17 protein-coding genes are annotated in these 18,815 nt (G+C 67.6%); 8 read left to right on the plus strand and 9 right to left on the minus strand.

What is annotated here, in order from left to right:
• Positions 1–2: 2 nt before the first annotated feature.
• A complete protein-coding gene (locus I6N89_RS21715) occupies positions 3–677 on the minus strand; it encodes a GntR family transcriptional regulator (protein ID WP_207020516.1) in 675 nt (224 codons plus the stop codon).
• 150 nt (positions 678–827) lie between these two features.
• Between I6N89_RS21715 and I6N89_RS21720 the strand changes: the two genes are divergently transcribed.
• The 5 genes from I6N89_RS21720 (at position 828) to I6N89_RS21740 (ending at position 6,438) form a co-directional block, all read left to right on the plus strand.
• Positions 828–1,913 (plus strand): polyamine ABC transporter substrate-binding protein, encoded by a 1,086-nt coding sequence (locus I6N89_RS21720; RefSeq protein WP_207020517.1) that lies wholly within the window; start codon positions 828–830, stop codon positions 1,911–1,913.
• A gap of 70 nt (positions 1,914–1,983) precedes the next feature.
• Positions 1,984–3,105, plus strand: a complete 1,122-nt coding sequence (locus tag I6N89_RS21725) for an ABC transporter ATP-binding protein (RefSeq protein WP_207020518.1) — start codon at positions 1,984–1,986, stop codon at positions 3,103–3,105.
• A gap of 142 nt (positions 3,106–3,247) precedes the next feature.
• A complete protein-coding gene (locus tag I6N89_RS21730) occupies positions 3,248–4,138 on the plus strand; it encodes an ABC transporter permease subunit (RefSeq protein WP_207020519.1) in 891 nt (296 codons plus the stop codon).
• 157 nt (positions 4,139–4,295) lie between these two features.
• The gene (locus I6N89_RS21735; protein ID WP_076698279.1) at positions 4,296–5,117 is read left to right on the plus strand and encodes an ABC transporter permease; all 822 of its coding nucleotides are present in this window, start codon (positions 4,296–4,298) and stop codon (positions 5,115–5,117) included.
• Position 5,118: 1 nt separating this feature from the next.
• Positions 5,119–6,438 (plus strand): NAD(P)/FAD-dependent oxidoreductase, encoded by a 1,320-nt coding sequence (locus I6N89_RS21740; RefSeq protein WP_207020520.1) that lies wholly within the window; start codon positions 5,119–5,121, stop codon positions 6,436–6,438.
• Between the two features lie 3 nt (positions 6,439–6,441).
• Here the strand turns inward: I6N89_RS21740 and I6N89_RS21745 are convergent, their stop codons facing one another.
• On the minus strand, positions 6,442–8,004 hold the full coding sequence (locus tag I6N89_RS21745) for a cryptochrome/photolyase family protein (protein WP_207020521.1): 1,563 nt from the start codon (positions 8,002–8,004) through the stop codon (positions 6,442–6,444).
• Positions 8,005–8,069: 65 nt separating this feature from the next.
• Here I6N89_RS21745 and I6N89_RS21750 point away from each other — a divergent pair, with 65 nt between their 5' ends.
• The gene (locus I6N89_RS21750; protein ID WP_207020522.1) at positions 8,070–8,474 is read left to right on the plus strand and encodes a DUF2177 family protein; all 405 of its coding nucleotides are present in this window, start codon (positions 8,070–8,072) and stop codon (positions 8,472–8,474) included.
• 17 nt (positions 8,475–8,491) lie between these two features.
• On the opposite strand, the gene I6N89_RS21755 is transcribed toward I6N89_RS21750, so the two are convergent.
• From I6N89_RS21755 to I6N89_RS21775, 5 genes are read right to left on the minus strand one after another with little or no spacing between them, the layout of a single operon-like run.
• Positions 8,492–9,190: a tryptophan-rich sensory protein gene (locus I6N89_RS21755; protein WP_207020523.1), complete on the minus strand. Its 699-nt coding sequence runs from the start codon at positions 9,188–9,190 to the stop codon at positions 8,492–8,494.
• Positions 9,187–9,924 carry an SDR family NAD(P)-dependent oxidoreductase gene (locus I6N89_RS21760; RefSeq protein ID WP_207020524.1) on the minus strand — a complete coding sequence of 246 codons (738 nt, stop codon included), beginning with the start codon at positions 9,922–9,924 and terminating at the stop codon, positions 9,187–9,189. The genes I6N89_RS21755 and I6N89_RS21760 overlap by 4 nt, the downstream gene beginning before the upstream one ends.
• Positions 9,917–11,089: an SAM-dependent methyltransferase gene (locus tag I6N89_RS21765; protein ID WP_207020525.1), complete on the minus strand. Its 1,173-nt coding sequence runs from the start codon at positions 11,087–11,089 to the stop codon at positions 9,917–9,919. Before I6N89_RS21765 ends, I6N89_RS21760 begins: the two co-directional genes overlap by 8 nt.
• Positions 11,082–11,870 (minus strand): DUF1365 domain-containing protein, encoded by a 789-nt coding sequence (locus I6N89_RS21770; protein ID WP_207020526.1) that lies wholly within the window; start codon positions 11,868–11,870, stop codon positions 11,082–11,084. Before I6N89_RS21770 ends, I6N89_RS21765 begins: the two co-directional genes overlap by 8 nt.
• A complete protein-coding gene (locus I6N89_RS21775) occupies positions 11,867–13,183 on the minus strand; it encodes an NAD(P)/FAD-dependent oxidoreductase (protein WP_328805914.1) in 1,317 nt (438 codons plus the stop codon). Before I6N89_RS21775 ends, I6N89_RS21770 begins: the two co-directional genes overlap by 4 nt.
• A gap of 102 nt (positions 13,184–13,285) precedes the next feature.
• Between I6N89_RS21775 and I6N89_RS21780 the strand changes: the two genes are divergently transcribed.
• Positions 13,286–13,828, plus strand: a complete 543-nt coding sequence (locus I6N89_RS21780) for a sigma-70 family RNA polymerase sigma factor (protein WP_207020527.1) — start codon at positions 13,286–13,288, stop codon at positions 13,826–13,828.
• A complete protein-coding gene (locus I6N89_RS21785; protein WP_207020528.1) occupies positions 13,825–14,505 on the plus strand; it encodes an anti-sigma factor in 681 nt (226 codons plus the stop codon). The genes I6N89_RS21780 and I6N89_RS21785 overlap by 4 nt, the downstream gene beginning before the upstream one ends.
• Before the next feature lie 3 nt (positions 14,506–14,508).
• On the opposite strand, the gene I6N89_RS21790 is transcribed toward I6N89_RS21785, so the two are convergent.
• Together I6N89_RS21790 and I6N89_RS21795 are read right to left on the minus strand one after the other, a co-directional pair.
• Entirely contained in the window at positions 14,509–17,217 is a 2,709-nt protein-coding gene (locus I6N89_RS21790; RefSeq protein ID WP_207020529.1) for an HAD-IC family P-type ATPase, read from the minus strand.
• Positions 17,218–17,415: 198 nt separating this feature from the next.
• Positions 17,416–18,735 carry a hemolysin family protein gene (locus I6N89_RS21795; RefSeq protein ID WP_207020550.1) on the minus strand — a complete coding sequence of 440 codons (1,320 nt, stop codon included), beginning with the start codon at positions 18,733–18,735 and terminating at the stop codon, positions 17,416–17,418.
• Positions 18,736–18,815: the final 80 nt, after the last annotated feature.

The following is an 18,815-nucleotide window of genomic DNA, read 5'->3' on the forward strand; positions in this document are numbered from 1 at the left end:
AATTATTCGCTGTCAATCGAATCAGGCAAACCGGCGGCGATCTGCGTCATTCCCTGCGCGACATCCGCCTGCATCGCCTGCGCGGCGGCGTCGGCATCCCGGGCGGCGAGCGCGGCGAGAATGGCCTTGTGCTGATCGGGCAGGTTGCGCGTGCCGAACTGGCCGCAGACCACCCGCAGCGACGGCCCGAAGCGCAGCCAGAGCCCCTCGACCAGATCGGTGAGGATCGGCGCCTCGGCCACCGCGTTGAGCTCGGCATGGAATTGATGATTCTCGACCAGATAGCCGGTGACATCACCCTTGGCGATGGCCGCGTCGAGCCGCGCGTCGGTGGCGGTCAGCCGCGCCAGCGCAGCCTCGTCGCAGCGCAGCGCCGCGCGTCTGGCAAGCTGCGGCTCGAGCGCCTCGCGCGCCAGCGTCAGCTCTTCGATGGCGGCGCGGTCGAGCACCGGCACGGTGATCCGCCGGTTGCCCTGAAACGCCAGCGCGCCCTCGGCGATCAGCCGGCGCAGCGCCTCGCGCACCGGGGTCATGCCGGTCTCCAGCCGCTCCACCAGCCCCTGGATGGTTACCGGCTGCCCGGGCGCCAGCTCGCCAAAGAGAATCATGTCGCGCAGCCGGCGATAGACGATTTCATGCGCCGGAAGGCCCGCGGTCTCTGCCCGTATGTTCACCATCTGCCTCCCGCTTAATCAAAACGCCCGCGAAGCCATCTTGCACGCTATCGCAGCCCGTGGAAACATCTCTCATGTTGCCATAGACGGCAACATTTGATCAAATCCAAAGGCCACGGGGCGCCAAGACCCCCTGTCCAACGGGAGCACATGATGAAGAAACCCCTTCTGAGTTTCACCGCCACCCTCGCCCTGGTCGCCGGCATGGCCCAGGCGCAGGAGGTGCGCGTCTATAACTGGTCGGACTATATCGACGAGGATCTGCTGACCAAGTTCGAGGAGGAAACCGGCCTCGACTTGATCTACGACGTGTTCGACAGCAACGAGGTGCTCGAGACCAAGATGCTCGCCGGCGGCTCGGGCTATGATGTCGTGGTGCCCACCGGCACCTTCCTGCAACGCCAGATCATGGCGGGTGCCTTCCAGAAGCTCGACAAGTCGCAGCTGCCCAATCTGGAAAACATGTGGGACGTGATCGCCGACCGGACGTCGAAATACGACCCCGGCAACGAATACTCCATCAACTACATGTGGGGCACCACCGGGCTCGGCGTGAACGAGGCCAAGGTCAAGGAACTGCTGGGCGAGGATGCGCCGGTGACCTCCTGGGATCTGGTCTTCAAGCCCGAGAACATGGAAAAGCTCGCCGAATGCGGCGTGATGTTCCTCGACGCGCCGGCCGAGATGATCCCCGCCGCGCTGAACTATATCGGCGAAGACCCCGACAGCCACGATCCCGATGTGATCGCCAAGGCCGAAGACGTCTATATGCCGATCCGGCCCTATATCCAGAAATTCCACAGCTCGGAATACATCAACGCGCTGGCCAATGGCGATATCTGCGTCGCGGTGGGCTGGTCGGGCGATGTGCTTCAGGCCCGCGACCGCGCCGCCGAGGCGGATAACGGCGTCGAGATTTCCTATTACGCGCCGGACGAGGGCGCGCAGATGTGGTTCGACCAGATGGCCATTCCTGTCGACGCCCCGAACCCCGAAGGTGCACACACCTTCCTCAACTTCATCATGGACGCGCAGAACATGGCCGCCGCGTCGAACTATGTCTACTACGCCAACGGCAACCTCGCCTCGCAGGAATACCTCGCCGAGGACGTGATCGGCGATCCGGCGATCTATCCGACACCGGCAGCGATGGAGAACACCTTCACCACCACGCCCTTCGAGCCAAAGGTGCAGCGTGTGGTGACGCGCCTCTGGACCAAGATCAAGTCGGGCACCTGACGCCCCGACGGACCGGCCCGCGCCCGCAAGGCGCGGGCTTTTTCTTGACCCGGACAGGACAGTTCTCCGCATGGCCCAGACCGTTTTCGCCCCGTGGACCGATCCCCAGCAGAAACCGCTGATCGAGTTCCGCAACGTGACCAAGCGCTTTGGCGAGTTCACCGCCATCGACACGCTGTCGCTGGATATCTACGAACGCGAGTTCTTCGCGCTGCTCGGCCCCTCGGGCTGTGGCAAGACCACGATGATGCGCATGCTCGCCGGGTTCGAGACGATCTCGGACGGCGAGATCTGGCTCGGCGGGCAGGAGATCGGATCCATCCCGCCCAACAAGCGCCCGGTGAACATGATGTTCCAGAGCTACGCGCTCTTCCCGCATCTGTCGATCTGGGAGAATATCGCCTTCGGCCTGAAGCGCGAGAGCCGCGACAAGGACGCCATCGCAGCCCGCGTGGAGGAGATGCTGCGCCTGACCCGGCTGACCAAGTTCGCCAAGCGCAAGCCGCACCAGATTTCCGGCGGCCAGCGCCAGCGCGTGGCGCTGGCCCGCTCGCTCGCCAAGGCGCCCAAGCTGCTGCTCCTCGACGAGCCGCTGGGCGCGCTCGACAAGAAGCTGCGCGAAGAGACGCAGTTCGAGCTCATGGACATTCAGGAAAAGACCGGAACCACCTTCGTGATCGTCACCCACGATCAGGAGGAGGCGATGACCGTGGCCTCCCGCATCGCGGTGATGGACGAGGGACGGCTGGTGCAGGTCGCCACGCCGCCGGTGATCTATGAGCAGCCGAATTCGGTCTATGTGGCGGGCTTCCTCGGCGACGTGACCGTGCTCGAAGGCAAGGCGCGCAAGGCGGGCGATGTCTACGAGCTCGACTGGGCCGAGGGCCAGCCGCCGCTGCGCTGCGTCTCGCCGCTGACCCTGTCGAACGGCCAGACCGGCTATGTGGCGGTGCGGCCCGAAAAGGTCGAGATCCACCGCAACAAGCCCGAGGACGATAACGTCCTGCGCGGCAAGGTGATCGACATCGGCTATCTCGGCAACCTCTCGACCTACCATGTAGAGCTCGGCAACGGGCAGATCATCAAGGCGCAGAATTTCAACACCGAACGCGACACGCGGCGCAGCTTCACCTGGGAAGACGAGGTCTGGGTGAACTGGACGGACCGCTGCGGCGTGCTGCTGGAGGGCTGAGCCGATGCCACGCCCCCTCCGCACCGCCCGCCCGTCCCGGCCCCCGCGCCGGGACCTCACCGCTGAACCAGGCGACAGCCGCAGAGGCCCCGGAACAGGTCCGGGGCGGGTGATCCCAGCTCGACGGCAGGGAGGGAAGTAGATGCGCCGCTTCGCACTCATCGCCGTGCCCTATCTCTGGCTGCTGCTGCTGTTCCTCATCCCCTTCGTGATCGTGCTCAAGATCTCGCTCTCGGACGTGGCGCTGGCGCGGCCGCCCTATATGCCGCAGCTCGACCTTTCCACCGGCTGGGAGGGGCTCAAGGCGTTCTTCGCCGAGCTGGATTTCGAGAATTTCACCTTCCTGACCACCGACGATCTCTACTGGAAGGCCTATCTCAGCTCGCTCAAGATCGCCGCCATTTCGACCCTGCTGACCCTCGCGGTGGGCTATCCCATCGCCTACGGCATGGCCCGCGCCGCGCCCGAATGGCGCCCGACCCTGCTGATGCTGGTGATCCTGCCGTTCTGGACCTCCTTCCTGATCCGCGTCTATTCCTGGATGGGCATCCTCTCCACCGAGGGCGTGCTGAACACGGTGCTGCTCAAGATCGGGATCATCTCGGAACCGCTGATGATCATGAACACGCCCACGGCGGTCTATATCGGCATCGTCTACACCTACCTGCCCTTCATGGTGCTGCCGATCTATTCGGCGCTGGAAAAGATGGACGAGAGCCTGATCGAGGCCGCCGAGGATCTCGGCTGTTCCAAACTCGCGGCCTTCTGGCTGGTCACCTGGCCGCTGTCGAAAAACGGCATCGTCGCCGGCAGTTTTCTGGTTTTCATCCCGGCGCTCGGCGAATTCGTCATCCCCTCGCTGCTCGGCGGCTCCGGCACGCTGATGATCGGCAAGGTGCTCTGGGAAGAGTTCTTCAACAACCGCGACTGGCCGGTGGCCTCGGCGGTGGCGGTGATCCTGCTGCTGATCCTGATCGTGCCCATCGTGCTCTTTCAGCGCAACGAGCAAAAGGCACGGGAGGCGGAAGGATGACCGTTCACGCCAGCGCCCCCCGTCCCGGCCCCCGCGCCGGGACCTCACGCCCGACATGCGTGGCAAGCCATGAGGCCCCGGATCAGGTCCGGGGCAGGCTCCCAGATCGGGTCGTGGTCAGGCGCCCAGAGCAGGTCCGGGGCGGGGAGGTCACACAATGAGACGCTTCTCCTGGTTCAACGCCACCTCCCTCACGCTGGGCTTTGCCTTCCTCTACCTGCCGATGATCCTGCTGGTCATCTACAGCTTCAACGAAAGCCGGCTGGTGACCGTCTGGGCGGGGTTCTCGACCAAATGGTATGGCGAGCTGTTCCGCGATCAGGAATTTCTCGATGCCGCATGGGTCACGGTCAAGGTCGCGGTGTTCTCCTCGACCCTGGCGACGATCCTCGGCACCATGGCCGCCTATGTGCTGGTGCGCGCGGGCCGCTTCCTGGGCCGAACCCTGTTTTCCGGCATGATCTATGCGCCGCTGGTCATGCCCGAGGTGATCACCGGCCTGTCGCTGCTGCTGCTCTTCATCGGCATCGGGCTCGACCGGGGCGTCTTCACCATCGTGTTGGCCCATACCACCTTTTCCATGTGCTACGTCTCGGTGGTGGTCTCCTCGCGGCTCAGCAGTTTCGACCGCTCGCTGGAGGAGGCGGCGCTGGATCTCGGCTGCTCCGCCTTCGAGGCGTTCCGGCTGGTCACCCTGCCGATCATCGCCCCCGCCGTGATCTCCGGCTGGCTGCTGGCCTTCACCCTGTCGCTCGACGATCTGGTCATCGCCAGCTTCACCACCGGCCCCTCGGCCACCACCCTGCCGATCAAGATCTTCTCGGCGGTGCGGCTGGGTGTCAGCCCGCAGATCAACGCGCTCTCGACCATCCTGATCGCCATCGTCACCATCGGCGTCATCACCACCTCGATCATCACCAAGCGTGCCTCGCAGGCGCAGGCGCGCGACGAACAGGCCGCGATCCGCGCCGAAGACTGATATGAAACGCATCTACGAAGCCGCGGCCTACGGGCCGCAGGGGGCCTGTTTCTGGGCCGATACCGTCAGCGGCGACGACTGGCCCGCCCTGCCCGGCCCGCGCCATACCGAGGTCGCCGTGATCGGCGGCGGCTTTACCGGCCTCTCCGCCGCGCTGCATCTGGCGCAGGACGGGGTGGAGGTCACCCTGCTGGAAGCGGGTCACGCGGGCTATGGCGCCTCGGGGCGCAATGGCGGGTTCTGCTGTCTCGGCGGCTCCAAGGCCAGCGACGCACAGCTGCGCCGGCACTATGGCCCACGTGGGCTCGCTGCCTGGCGGCAGACCGAGAAAGACGCCGTCGCCACGGCGACGCGGCTGATCGAGGCGCACGGGATCGAGGCCGACATCCATTCCGAGGGCGAGACCATCATCGCCCATTCCCCCCGCGCTTTCAGCAAGCTCGGGGCCGGGCTCGGCGGTATGGCAGAGGCCTACGGTACCCGCCCGCGCCTGATCGAGATGGAAGAGATGGCGGCGGAGGGGCTCGGCGGGCCGTTCTTCGGCGCGCTCACCATCCCGCTGGGCTTTGCGCTGAACCCGCGCAAATATCTCGCCGGGCTCGCCCGCGCCGCGCAATCCGCCGGCGCCACCCTGCATGCGCACAGCCCGGTCACGGCGCTGTCCCGGCAAACCCGCTGGCAGCTCGACACGCCGCAGGGCAGGATCACCGCCGATCGGGTGATCCTCGCCACCAATGGCTATTCGTCAGAGGATCTGCCCGACTGGCTGCGCGCCCGCTACCTGCCGGTGCAGTCGAGCGTCATCGTCACCGAGCCGATTTCCCCCGAGCTGCAAGCGGCGCAGGGCTGGAGCTCGCACCAGATGGCCTATGACAACCGGTTCCTGCTGCATTACTTCCGCCTGATGCCGGACAACCGCTTTCTCTTCGGTATGCGCGGCGGGCTTACCGCGACGCCGCGCGCGCAGGCGGCGATCTCGCGCAAGATCCGCGCCGATTTCGCCGCCATGTTCCCGGCCTGGGGCGATATGACCGTAAGCCATGAATGGGCCGGGCTGGTCTGCATCATGGCGAGCCTCACACCCTTTGCCGGTGCGGTGCCGGATCATCCGGGCCTCTTCGCCGGGATGGGCTATCACGGCAACGGCGTGGCGATGGGCACCCATACGGGCATGCTGCTGGCCGATCTGGTGCAGGGCAAGACGCCGCGCGCACCGATCCCCGAGGCGATGCGCCACCCGCCGCGCCGCTTTCCGCTGGGCCGCTTCCGCCGCGCCCTGCTGGCGCCGGCCTATGCCACGGCGGGTCTGCTGGATCTCTGAGCGCTACCAGCCGGCATCGAGCCGCTTCTGCGCCGGGGCATCTTCGGGCGCATCGAGAAAGGCGCGCGCGGCGCGGGCCATGGCGTCGCGCTCCTCGGGCTCGAAGCGCGACAGGGTCTTGTAGACCAGCGCCATGCGCGGATTGTCGGCAAAGCGTTCTTCGTTCTCCATCAGGAAATTCCAGTAGAGATAGTTGAACGGGCAGGCGCCCTCGCCGGTGCGTTTCTTGTGATCGTAGTCGCAGCCCCGGCAGTAATCCGACATCCGGTTGATGTAAGAGCCCGAGGCGGCATAGGGCTTGGAGCCCAGCAGCCCGCCATCGGCGTGCATCGCCATGCCATGAGTGTTGGGCAGCTCGACCCAGTCGAACGCATCGGCATAGACCGCCAGATACCATTCCTCGATCTGCGCCGGCGCCACGCCCGCAAGCAGCGCGAAATTCCCCGTCACCATCAGCCGCTGGATATGGTGGGCATAGGCATTGCGCCACGTGGTGCCGATGACCTCGGCCATGCAGCGCATCGCCGTCTCGCCGCTCCAATAGACCCAGGGCAGATCGCGGGTCGCGTTCAGGTGGTTGGTCTCGGCATAGTCCGGCATCTCGGTCCAGTAGACGCCGCGCACGAATTCGCGCCAGCCGAGGATCTGCCGGATGAACCCCTCGGCGGCATTCAGCGGCACATCGCCCTTGCGCCAGGCATCCTCGGCGCGCTCGCAGACCTCCGCCGCCTCCAGCAGGCCGAGGTTGAGATAGGGCGAGATCAGCCCGTGAAACAGGAAATCCTCGCCCGTCTTCATCGCATCCTGATAATCGCCGAAACAGGGCAGCGCGTCGGCGATGAAGTGATCGAGCGCGGCCAGCGCGTCCTCGCGCGTCACCGCCCAGCCGAAGCGGCCGAGATCGCCGAAATGATCGGCAAAGCGCTCGGCGACCAGATCCAGCACCTGCCGCGTGATCTTGTCCGGCGCGAACCGGTCCCGCCTGGGCGGGCGCAGATCGCGCGGCAGCGATTTGCGGTTCTCCTTGTCGAAGTTCCATTGCCCGCCCTCGGGCTCGCCCTCAGCCATCAGGATGCCGGTGCGCCGCCGCATCTCGCGGTAAAACGTCTCCATCCGCAGGCTCTTGCGGCCCTTCGCGAACGCGGCGAAGTCGTCGCGGCTGCAATAGAACCGCGTGTCCTCGCGGATCTCAACCGGCAGGCCCAGCGCCTCCTCCCAGCCCAGCATCATCTCCCAGACCCGCCATTCGCCGGGCTCGGTCACCACCACCCTGTCGGGATCGTGGCGTTTCACCGCGCGGGCCAGCTCATCGGAAAAGCTCTGGCTGTTGTCGGGATCGTCCAGCGTCACGTAGTCGACGCTGATGCCCTCGCCGCGCAGCGCCTCGGTAAAATGGCGCATGGCCGAGAGGATAAGCGCGATCTTCTGCTTGTGGTGGCGCACATAGCGCGCCTCCTCTCTCACCTCGACCATCAGAACCACGTCGTTTTCCGGGTCGAGCTCCTCCAGCGAAGACAGTCCCCGCGTCAGCTGGTCGCCGAGGACGAAGCATAAATTTCCGCTCATTTTCGCCCCCGCTGCAACTTGTTGCGCCCGGGCCCCGTCTCTCCCTCAAACCAGGGAGAATACGGATGCAACTTATCGTGCTCTACATCGCCACGCTGGTGGTGTTTCTCGCCGTCGACATGGAAGGCATCAGGCGGCTGATCAAACCGGTCTTCGAGCGCCATGTGGGCGACATGCTGGCCGATCCGCCGCGCCTTGGCCCGGCGGCGGTGTTCTATCTGTTCTATATCGCGGGCGTTTTGTGGTTCGTCTCGGTGCCGGCGCTGAACGCGGGCCGCCCGGTCCAGGCGCTGCTCGCCGGGGCGCTGCTGGGGCTGATGTGCTATGGCACCTACGAGTTCACCAATTACGCCACGCTGCGCGGCTGGTCCTTTCAGCAGGTGGTCATCGACACGCTCTGGGGCGGCGCGCTGACCGGCGGCTCGGCCTGGGCCGGCGTGATGATTGCGCGGCTTCTGCCGTCGAGCTAGGAGCGGGGCGAGCATGCTCATGCCCCCCGGCGCAGCACGACCAGCGCTAGCAATCCCGCAATCCCGGTGCCCGCAAGCGCGATCACCGGGGTATTCTGCGTGTCGAGATTGGCGACGATCACCCCCATCAGCGCCCAGCCGACGCCAAAGGCGTAGCCCAGCGCGTCGGGACGGCACCACAGCACCGCCAGCGCCAGCGCGATCACCGCAACCAGCAACAGCAGCGCCGAGACCTGCGCCGACAACACACCGAACCCGCTCAGCACCACCGCCATGGCAACGCCCGTCGCGGCGGTGAGCCAACCGGCATAGAGCCCCACCGCGCCCAGCGCGAACGGCCCCCGCGGGGCGCGCAAGGTTGCGGCGATGGCGCCCGCCGCCATGAAGATGATCATCACCGTGGCCGCGACCGGCTGGAGATTGGCCACCGGGATCCAGAACATCCCCACCGCCAGGCTGAGCGCCAGCGGCAGGCGCATCTCCTGCCAGGCGATCTCCCTGCGCGCCCGCAAGAGGCCGTAGACCGCGCTTGCCAGCAGCCCCAGATAGATCACCCCCCAGATCGAGAACGCCCAGCCCACCGGCTGCACCGGCCAGCGCGACTGCACCACGGGGAACTGCGTCGGCGTGAAGCCCGCAAAGCCGTCGCTCAGCAGCGGCGAGGCGGCAAAGCCCAGCGTCAGCAGCAGCACAAGCGGGGCCAGCGCGCGGCTCATTGCACCAGCCTTTTTGTAAGCGGCAGCGCGAGCCCATAGGGCAAGGCGCGCAGCAGTTTCAGCGGCCAGGTCAGGCGGCGCGGGAAATGCACTTCGAACGCCTTGCCGTCGAGCCCCCTGGCAATGCGCCTTGCCGCCTGCTCCGGCTGCATGAGCCCCGGCATGGTGAAGGTGTTGCGCTGGGTCAGCCGCGTGTCGACGAACCCGGGGCTGATGAGCCGCACCGCGATGCGCGGCGCCAGCTCGGCCCGCAGCGTCTCGGCGAGGTTGATCACCCCGGCCTTGCTGGCGGAATAGATCTGGCCCTGCGGCAGCCCGACATAGCCCGCCACCGAGCCGGTCAGCACCAGATCGCCGCCATCGCGCAGAAGCGGCACGGCCGCGCGGGCAAAGTGGAAACTGCCCGCGAGGTTCACCGTGACGATCTGCGCCGCGCGGTCGGGGTCGATCTCCAGCACCTTGCCGGGATCGTAGAGCGCCGCCAGCGTGATCGCCCGGTCGAGCCTGCCGCCCTCGGCAATACGCGCAGCGGCGGCAGAGAGGCTGTCACGGTCGGCCACATCCGCCGTCACCACCTCGGCGCCGCCGATCTCGCCCGCCAGCTTGTGCAGCGCGTCCCCGGATCGCGCCGACAGCACCAGCCGCGCACCGCGCGCCGCGTATTCGCGTGCCAGCGCCGCGCCGATCCCGTCCGAGGCGCCCATGATCCAGATGCGCGGCGACGTCTCAGGCATGGGCAAGCCGATACTGAACGACATCGGTGCGCCCGACCTCGAAGGCGGCGGCACAGGCGGCGAGGTAAAAGCGCCAGACGCGAATGAACGGCTCGTCAAAACCCAGTTGGCGCACCTCGTCCACGCGGCTGTCGAACCGCGCCAGCCAGTCGCGCAGCGTGCGCGCATAGTCCTGCCCGAAGCCATGCGCATCCTCGATCCGCAGCCCGGCGCGGCGGGCCTCTTCCTGAAAGCGCTGCGGCGAGGGCAGCATGCCGCCCGGGAACACGAAACTGCGGATCATGTCGCCGCCGACGCGGTAACGGTCGAAATAGCGGTCGCTCATGGTGATGGTCTGGATCATCGCGCGGCCCTTTTCAGACATCACATCGCGCAGCTTGCCGAAATAGACCGGCCAGAACCGCTCGCCCACCGCCTCGAACATCTCGATGGAGACGATGTGATCGAAGCGCCCGCGCTCGTCGCGATAATCCTGCAAGGCGATCTCGGCGCCGGGGCCGAGCCGGTCGCGCGCAAACGCCGCCTGTTCGGTCGAAAGCGTCAGCCCCTTGGCCTGGAAATCGCCCTTCGTGAGCGCCCGCTCGGCAAAGCCGCCCCAGCCGCAGCCGATCTCCAGAAGACGACCCGAACCATCGCCCAGCCCGTCGAGAATGCGGTCGTATTTGCGCTGCTGCCCAGCGACCAGCGGGTCCGGCGCGGCGTCATCCTCGGGTGCGAACAGCGCCGAGGAATAGGTCATCGTCTCGTCCAGCCAGAGCCTGTAGAAGGCGTTGCCCAGATCGTAATGCGCCGAGATATTGCGGCGCGATCCGCGCTTTGTATTCCGGTTGAAGAGATAGAGCGCCCGCACCACCAGCGACTGCACCGGGTGGCCGTAGAGGAAGGGCTCCAGTGCCTGCTCGTTGCGCAGGGCGAAAACGATGAAGGCATCGAGATCGTGGCTGTCGCACCAGCCGTCGCGATAGGCCTCGGTCAGGCCGATATCGCCCCGCGCCGCCGCCGCCGGAACGGTGCGCCAGTCGTGAATGGTGAAGTCTGCCGCCGGGCCGGGCTGGCGCCCCTCGAAATGGCGGGTCTTGCCGTCGGGCGTGGTCAGCGCGAGGCTGCCAATCTCGATCCCGTCCAGGCATTTCAGAAGTCTCGTTTCGATCTGGCGTTCAAGCATCTCTTTCCACCCTGTCCGTTGCCTCGGAATGCGTCCGGGCAAGTTGATCAGGTTTTGAGATAAATCGCACCCCGCGCAGAGCAAGCAATGCCGCCTGCCAATGGATAAGCGCCATGGTTTTCTGTGCCTGAAACGGGTGCCGCCACTTTGCGCGGCGCAGCGAGGCGCGGGTGAGTTCGCGGGCGGGGCCGGCCATGGAGGTGCGAAACCGTAGCGCGCCGTCGCTGCCGATCCAGTCGACCCAGGCGCCGAACCGGCCCGGCCCGGGATCGAAGCGGAACACATAGCGCCCCTCGCGCGGCAGGAAGGGCGAGACGTGAAAGATCTTCTCGCCGGAAATCCGATCGGAGCGCTGGATGGGCCGGTTGTCGTCGTGGCGGCAAAGATAGTGGTGCCGCTCGCCAAAGGTGTTCGAGACCTCGGCCAGCACCGCCCGTAGCCCCCCGGCATCGCGCGCCAGCCAGAAGCTCACCGGGTTGAACCCGTAGCCCGTGCTGCGCGGCATGGTGATGACCGTCACCTCGCAATGCCCGAGCCCCACGGGGCGCAGGTGGCTGTCGATGAAGGCGCTCATCCCGGTGCCGTCGCGCGGGCCGTAATCGCGGGTGCGCAGCGACCAGAGCCCGGCGCGGTCGGGCCGGATCGGCAGGGTGCCGGCCTCCAGCGCCGCGACGGGCAGCGCCAGAAACTGGGTGCGGTAGCGAAAGCTGCGCTCGGCATCGCCCGAGCGGGCATGCCAGATCGCGCAATCCACCAGCGCCCCCTGCCAGAGATCGCTCATGCCGCCACCTCGGGCGCGGCAACCTCGGGCGCGGGTTTGACCGGCGCCTCCTCGGCCCGGGGATCGGCCCCGAGCGGCCAGTCATGCCCCAGCGCCTGCGCCACGCGCAGCGCCGACAAGAGCCCGTCCTCGTGAAAGCCGTGCCGTGTCCAGGCGCCGGCATAATGGATGCCGCCGCGCCCCTGAATCTCCGGCAGTCGCGCCTGCGCGGCCAGCGCGGCGCTGTCATATTGCGGGTGATGCAGTATCGCCTCGTCATGGATATGCTGCGGCTCGGTCTCGGGGTTGAGCGTGACGATGAGCGGACGCTCGGTTTGCAGGTTCTGCAAGCGGTTCATCCAGTAGGACAGGCTGATCGGCCGGTCGCTGAGCGCGTGCGACTGCGCGGTGACATAGTTCCACGACGACCACAGCGCCCGCCGACGCGGCATGAAGCGCGGATCGGAATGCAGCACCATGCGGTTCGGCTCGGTGCGCATGGCGCCCAGCACAGCGCGCTCGTCGGGATCGGGACGCGAGAGCAGCGGCAGCGCCTGCGGCGCGTGGGTGGCAAAGATCACCCGGTCAAAACGCTCGGCGCCGCGCGCACTCATCACCTGCACACCATCCGGCCCGCGTGCCACCGCCTGCACCGGGCAGCCCAGCCGCAGCTCTGCCGGCGTATCGTCGAGCAGCGCCTGCACATAGCGGGCCGAGCCGCCCGCCACGGTCAGCCATTTCGGCTGGGCGTTCACCGTCAGCAGCCCGTGGTGATCGAAGAAGCGGATAAAGCTCGCGGCGGGGAAATCCAGCATGTCGCGGGTGGGGGTGGACCAGATCGCGCCGGAAATCGGCATCAGGAAGCGGTCGCGGAATTCCGTGCCCAGCCCCAGCCGGTCGATCAGGTCGCCGATGCTGCCGCGCGTCGCCGCATGCGCCGGAGCCACGCGGAAGAACCGCAGGATATCGCCGATCATCCGCCAGTGCGACGGATCGGCAAAGCGGCGTTTCTGCGCGAACATGTCGAGCGCGGCGGTGGTGCCGTATTCATAGGCCCCACCGCCAAAGCTCGCGGCAAAGCTCATGTCGCTGGGGGCCAGATCGACGCCAAGATGCTCCATAAGCGGGATGAACAGCGGATAGGTGCGCCGGTTGCAGACGATGAAACCGGTATCGACATCGACCCCCTCGGCCCGCGCCGTGCGCGCATGCCCGCCCGGGCGCTCCTCCGCCTCGAAGAGAACCACATTGTGATGCGGTGCGAGCAGCCAGGCAGCCCCCAGCCCCGAGATACCGCTCCCGATGATCGCGACGTTCAATCCCCTGGTTGTCACCTTTGCCTCGCTTTGCCATTGTCTCGGGGATAGGGACGGAGCGGCTTACGAAAAGGTTGCAGCCCGGGCGCGAAAACCGCGCAAAAAGAACGGCAGAGGCGGATGACGGATCAGACCGAAGAGCTTGCGGCCCTGCTGGCACGCGTGGCGCTGCGCGACCGTGCCGCCTTTGAGACGCTATATTCTGTCGCCTCTCCGAAACTTTTTGCGATCTGTCTTCGTCTCCTCAAGGACCGCCGTGAGGCGGAGGATGCCCTTCAGGACGTGTTCATGAAGATCTGGAACAATGCCGACCGTTACCTGCCCGATATCGGCAGCCCAGCCGCCTGGCTGAACACGGTCGCACGCAATCACGCCATCGACCGGCTGCGCGCCCGCAAGAGCGCGGTGGGGATTGAGGCCGCCGAGACGGTGCCCGATCCCTCTCCCGGCCCGGAGGCCGCGGCGATCACCCGGTCCGAGGGCCGCCGCATCGACGATTGCCTCGCCGCCCTGCTGCCCGACCGCGCCGAGGCGGTGCGCCGCGCTTATGTCGAGGGTGAGAGCTATCGCGAGCTGTCGGACCGTTTCAGCGTGCCGCTCAACACGATGCGCAGCTGGCTGCGCCGCAGCCTGATCCAGTTGCGGGAGTGTCTCACGCCATGACCGACGCAGCCTCCCCTCTCGGCGAAGACGACATCGCGCTGGCCGGCGAATACGTGCTCGGCACGCTGGAGCTCGACGAGCGCCGCGCCATCGCGCGCCGCATCGCGCAGGACAGCGCCTTTGCGGTCGAGGTCGCGCGCTGGGAGGCGCGGCTCGACCCGCTGGCCGACGAGGTTCGCCCCATCGCACCGCCCGCCCATGTCTGGAAAGGCGTCGAGCGCGGGCTTTTCGGCGCGCCGCGCGCCCGTGCCGGGCTCTGGGGCTGGTTCGCCGGCGCCTCCGGCCTCGCAGCCGCGCTGCTGGCGGCGGTGCTGTGGCTGGGCGAGCCGCTGCCGACCCAACAGGGGCCGCTCTGGATCTCCGACATGGTGTCTGAGGATGGCGAGGTGCGGCTGGCAGCGCTCTATGACGAGGGGCGCGGCGAGATGCGCGTTTCCATGGGCGGCGACGGCCCGGGCGACGGGCGCGATTTCGAGCTGTGGCTGATACAGGGCGATGCGGTGATCTCGCTCGGTGTGATGCCGCATGAGGGCCAGGCCGCGATGCCGATCCCCGAAGACCTGCGCGATCTCGTCGCCAATGCCACGCTCGCCATCACCGACGAGCCGACCGGCGGCTCGCCCACGGGCGTGGCTACCGGCCCCATCGTCGCCGCAGCGCCGCTGCGCCGGATCTGACGCTCAGCGCTCCGCAGCAGCGTTGCGGCGGAAGGCCAGGCGCATCTGCTTTTCGGTCTCGACCAGCGCAAAGAACACCACGCCCACCCCGACGATCAGCACCCCGTCGTGGAACGGCACCGGCTGCGTGCCGAACACCGCCTGAAGCGGCGGCAGATAGGTGACCGCGAACTGCGCGGCGGTAACCGTGATCACGCAGAGCCAGACCACCGGCGTGCCGCGCACCGCCGCAAGGGTCAGCGAGGTGCCATAGATGTTGCGGATGAAGAACAGGTGGAAGATCTCCAGCGCCACCAGCATGTTCATCGCCATGGTCTGCGCCAGTTCCGGCGCATGCCCCTCGTCGATGGCATAGGCATAGATCCCGAACACCGCGACGACAAAGAGCAGCGAGACCAGCACCACATGCCAGACCAGCCCGCCGGTGAGCAGCGACTCGCCGCGCGACCGGGGCGGCCGGCGCATGGTGCCGCTCTCCGAAGGCTCGAAAGCCAGCGCGAGGCCGAGCGTGACGGCGGTGATGAGATTCACCCAGAGGATCTGCACCGCGGTGATCGGCAGGGTCATGCCCAGGAACAGCGCCACGATGATGGTCATCGCCTCGCCGGCGCTGGTGGGCAGGTTCCAGCTGATCACCTTCTTGATGTTGTCATAGACCGTGCGCCCCTCGCGCACCGCCGCCGCGATGGTGGCGAAATTGTCGTCTGCCAGCACCAGCTCGGCGGCCTCCTTGGCGGCCTCGCTGCCCTTACGGCCCATGGCGATACCGGCATCGGCGCGTTTCAGCGCCGGTGCGTCGTTCACCCCGTCGCCGGTCATCGCCACGGTAAGACCGCGCGATTGCAGCGCCGCCACCAGCCGCAGCTTGTGCGCCGGCGAGGTGCGGGCAAAGATGTCGGTGGCAAGCGCCGCGTCGGCCAGTTCGGTGTCGTCCAGCAGTTCGATCTGGGCGCCGGTCAGCACGCGGTCATGGTTCGTCAGACCGATCTGGGCGCCGATGGCGCGGGCGGTGGCAGCGTGGTCGCCGGTGATCATCTTGACCGCGATCCCCGCCGCCTGACACTCGGCCACCGCCGCGACCGCCTCGTCGCGCGGCGGATCGACCAGACCGACCAGCCCGATCAGCGTCAGCTTGCCCTTGAGCGCCTCCATCCCGAATCCGGCCTCGCCCTCGCCGATCTCGCCCACCGCGACGGCAATCACCCGCTGACCCTCGGACGCCAGCCTCTCCACCGTCTCGTGCCAGTACCCGGGATCGAGCGGCGCGGTGCCGCCGCCGGGCATGCGCTGATCGGCGCAGAGCCGCAGCACCGCCTCGGGCGCACCCTTGGCGTGGATGCGGCGGCGGCCATCGGGGTCGCGGTGCAGCACCGCCATATAGCGATGCGCCGCGTCGAAGGGGATCGCGTCGAGCCGCTCCCAGTCGGAGAAGGGGTCCGCCCCCTGACCGGAGATCTTGCCCGCCAGCGCCACCAGCGCGCCCTCCATAGGGTCGCCCTCGACCCGCCAGCCCGCTTCGCCCTCATGCAGCACCGCGTCGTTGCAGAGCCCGGCCGTCAGCGCGAATTCGGTGAGCACCGCATGCTCGGCGGGGTCCGCATCGGCGTCGCGCCAGCGCACTGCGCCCTGCGGCGCGTAGCCGTCGCTGTCGACCGCATAGACGTGTTCAGCCGCCGCCAGCGAGGACACCGCCATTTCGTTGCGCGTTAGCGTGCCGGTCTTGTCCGAGCAGATCACCGAGACCGCGCCCAGCGTCTCGATGGCCGGCAGGCGGCGGACGATGGCGTTGCGGTTGGCCATTGCACGCACGCCGACCGCGAGCGTGATGGTCAGCACGGCGGGCAGGCCCTCGGGGATCGCCGCCACCGAGAGGCCGACCACCGCCATGAACAGTCCGCCGAACTCCAGATGCCAGACATAATAGCCATAGGCGAGCACGCTGGCGGCGACGATCAGGATGAACACCGTCAGCCAGCGCGCAAAGATATCCATCTGATGCACCAGCGGCGTGGTCAGGGTCTCGACCCCCGCCAGCATGCCGCTGATATGGCCGATCTCGGTCTGTGCGCCGGTGGCGGTCACCACGCCGCGCCCGGTGCCCGCCGCGATCAGCGTGCCGCTGTAGAGCATCGAGGCGCGATCACCCAGCGCGGCATCGGCGGCGACAGGCTCGGTGCCCTTGTCCACCGGCACGGATTCGCCCGTGAGCACCGCCTCCTCGGCCTTGAGCCCGCGCGCCTGCAACAGTCGCAGATCGGCGGGCACGCGGTCGCCCGCCTCCAGCAGCACGATATCGCCGGGCACCAGATCGGCGGCGTCGAGGCTGACCCGCTGACCGCCGCGCAGCGCCGCGCTGTGCGGCGCCAGCATGCCCCGGATCGCGCCCATGGCCTGCTCGGCGCGGCCCTCCTGGATGAAGCCGATCACGGCGTTGACCACCACCACGGCGACGATCACGCTGGTATCCACCCAGTGCTGGAGCAGACCGGTCACCACCGCCGCGCCGATCAGCACATAAATCAGCACATTGTTGAACTGCTGTAGAAAGCGCCAAAGCAGACCGGGCTGCGGCGGCTCGGGCAGGCGGTTGGCGCCATGCGTCTCGCGCCGCGCCTCCGCCTCCTCCGGCGTCAGCCCGCCGGCATCGGCCCCGAGCGCCGCCAGCGCCTCGGACACGGTTGCCGCGTGAAGATCCTTCGCATCGCCTGTCATCGTCTCACCCTGTAACGCCGCTGCTGGAACGGCTCTTGCGGTTCGGGCGGGCCACCCGTGCAAGGCGGCGCCGGACCCGTGAGTCTTTCGGAGGTTTGCTACCGGAAGGGGTATCAGCAGGCCTGTCGCGTGCAATGCTTCCGGAGGGCTTTTTGCAGCGCAGCATAGCCCGGGGACATGCCGCGAATATGATGCAGATCAACTATTAAGCGAACTGCCCCCGGTCACGCCCGGATCCGCCGGAGGCAGCGGCTCGGCCCGCACCAGCAGCCGGTCGATCCGGTTGCCGTCCATATCGACGACCTCGAACAGCCAGTCGCCGATGCGCACGGTCTGGCCCGTCGCCGGCAGGCCGGGCACCCGGTCGAGCACCAGCCCGGCGACGGTCTGATACTCGGGCGCCGGCTCGGCGGGCATGCCGGTGCGGGCGGTGAACTCGTCCACCGGCATGCCGCCGGCGACAAGGAAAGACCCGTCCTCCCGCGTCACCAGCTCGGGCTCGTCCGGATCGGACTCGTCAAACCCGCCGGCGATTGCGCCGAGAATGTCCATCGGGGTGATGATGCCGTCGAAATGGCCGTATTCGTCATAGACCAGCAGCATGTGGCCGGGCGAGGCGCGGAGCTGCTCGACCGCCTCCAGCGCCGGCAGCGCATCCTGGATCACGATGGCCGGTCGCAGCAGCGTGCGCGCATCCACCCCGTCATCGGGCACGGTGAGCAGGTCGCGGCTGTGAAGCACGCCGACGATGTCATCGGCGCCGCCGTCGCGGAAGGGCAGCCGGGAATGGCCCGAATCGCGGAACCGCTCGCGCAGCACCGCCACCGACTCGCCGGCCTCGGCGATGGCCACCTCGTGGCGCGGCGTCATCAGCCCGCGCGCACGGCGATCGGCGAGACGCATGACGCCGCCGATCAGCTCAGTCTCCTGCCGCTCGATCACGCCGGCATCGGCGGCCTCGGTGATCAGCAGGTGAATGTCCTCGTCGCTGACGCCGGTGTCGCGCTCGCCGGACTGGCCCAGCAGTTTCAGCAGCACCCGGCCCGAGCGGTCGAGCAGCCAGACCAGCGGAGCCGCGACCCGCGACAGCACCAGCATCGCCGGCGCCACCCGCCGGGCCACACCCTCGGGCGCGGCCAGCGCAATCTGCTTCGGCACCAGTTCGCCGACGACCAGCGACAGGTAGGTGATCGCCACCACCACCAGCCCGACGCCCAGCTCCTGCGCCATTTCGGGCGGAACACCCAGCGCCGGCAGCCGCTCTGCCAGGCGCCCGCCAAGCGTCGCGCCAGAAACCGCACCGGCCACCACACCCACCAGCGTGATGCCGATCTGCACCGTCGAGAGGAACGTGCCCGGCGCCTCGGTCAGTCGCAGCGCGGCAGCGGCCCCGGGCAGACCCTGCTCCGCCTGCGCCCGCAGCCGCCCCGGATTCGACGAGACAACCGCCAGCTCGGACATGGCGAGCAGACCGTTGAGGGAGATCAGGGCGAGAAGCGCGAGGATTTCGAGGAACATGGATCGGGGCGATACGTCTTCGGCATGGCGGGCGCCGGCAGCATGGGCCGGATCGGCGGCGAAGTCCAACCGCCTTCGCC

The organism is Salipiger abyssi (assembly GCF_017311415.1).
GTDB lineage: Bacteria > Pseudomonadota > Alphaproteobacteria > Rhodobacterales > Rhodobacteraceae > Salipiger > Salipiger abyssi_A.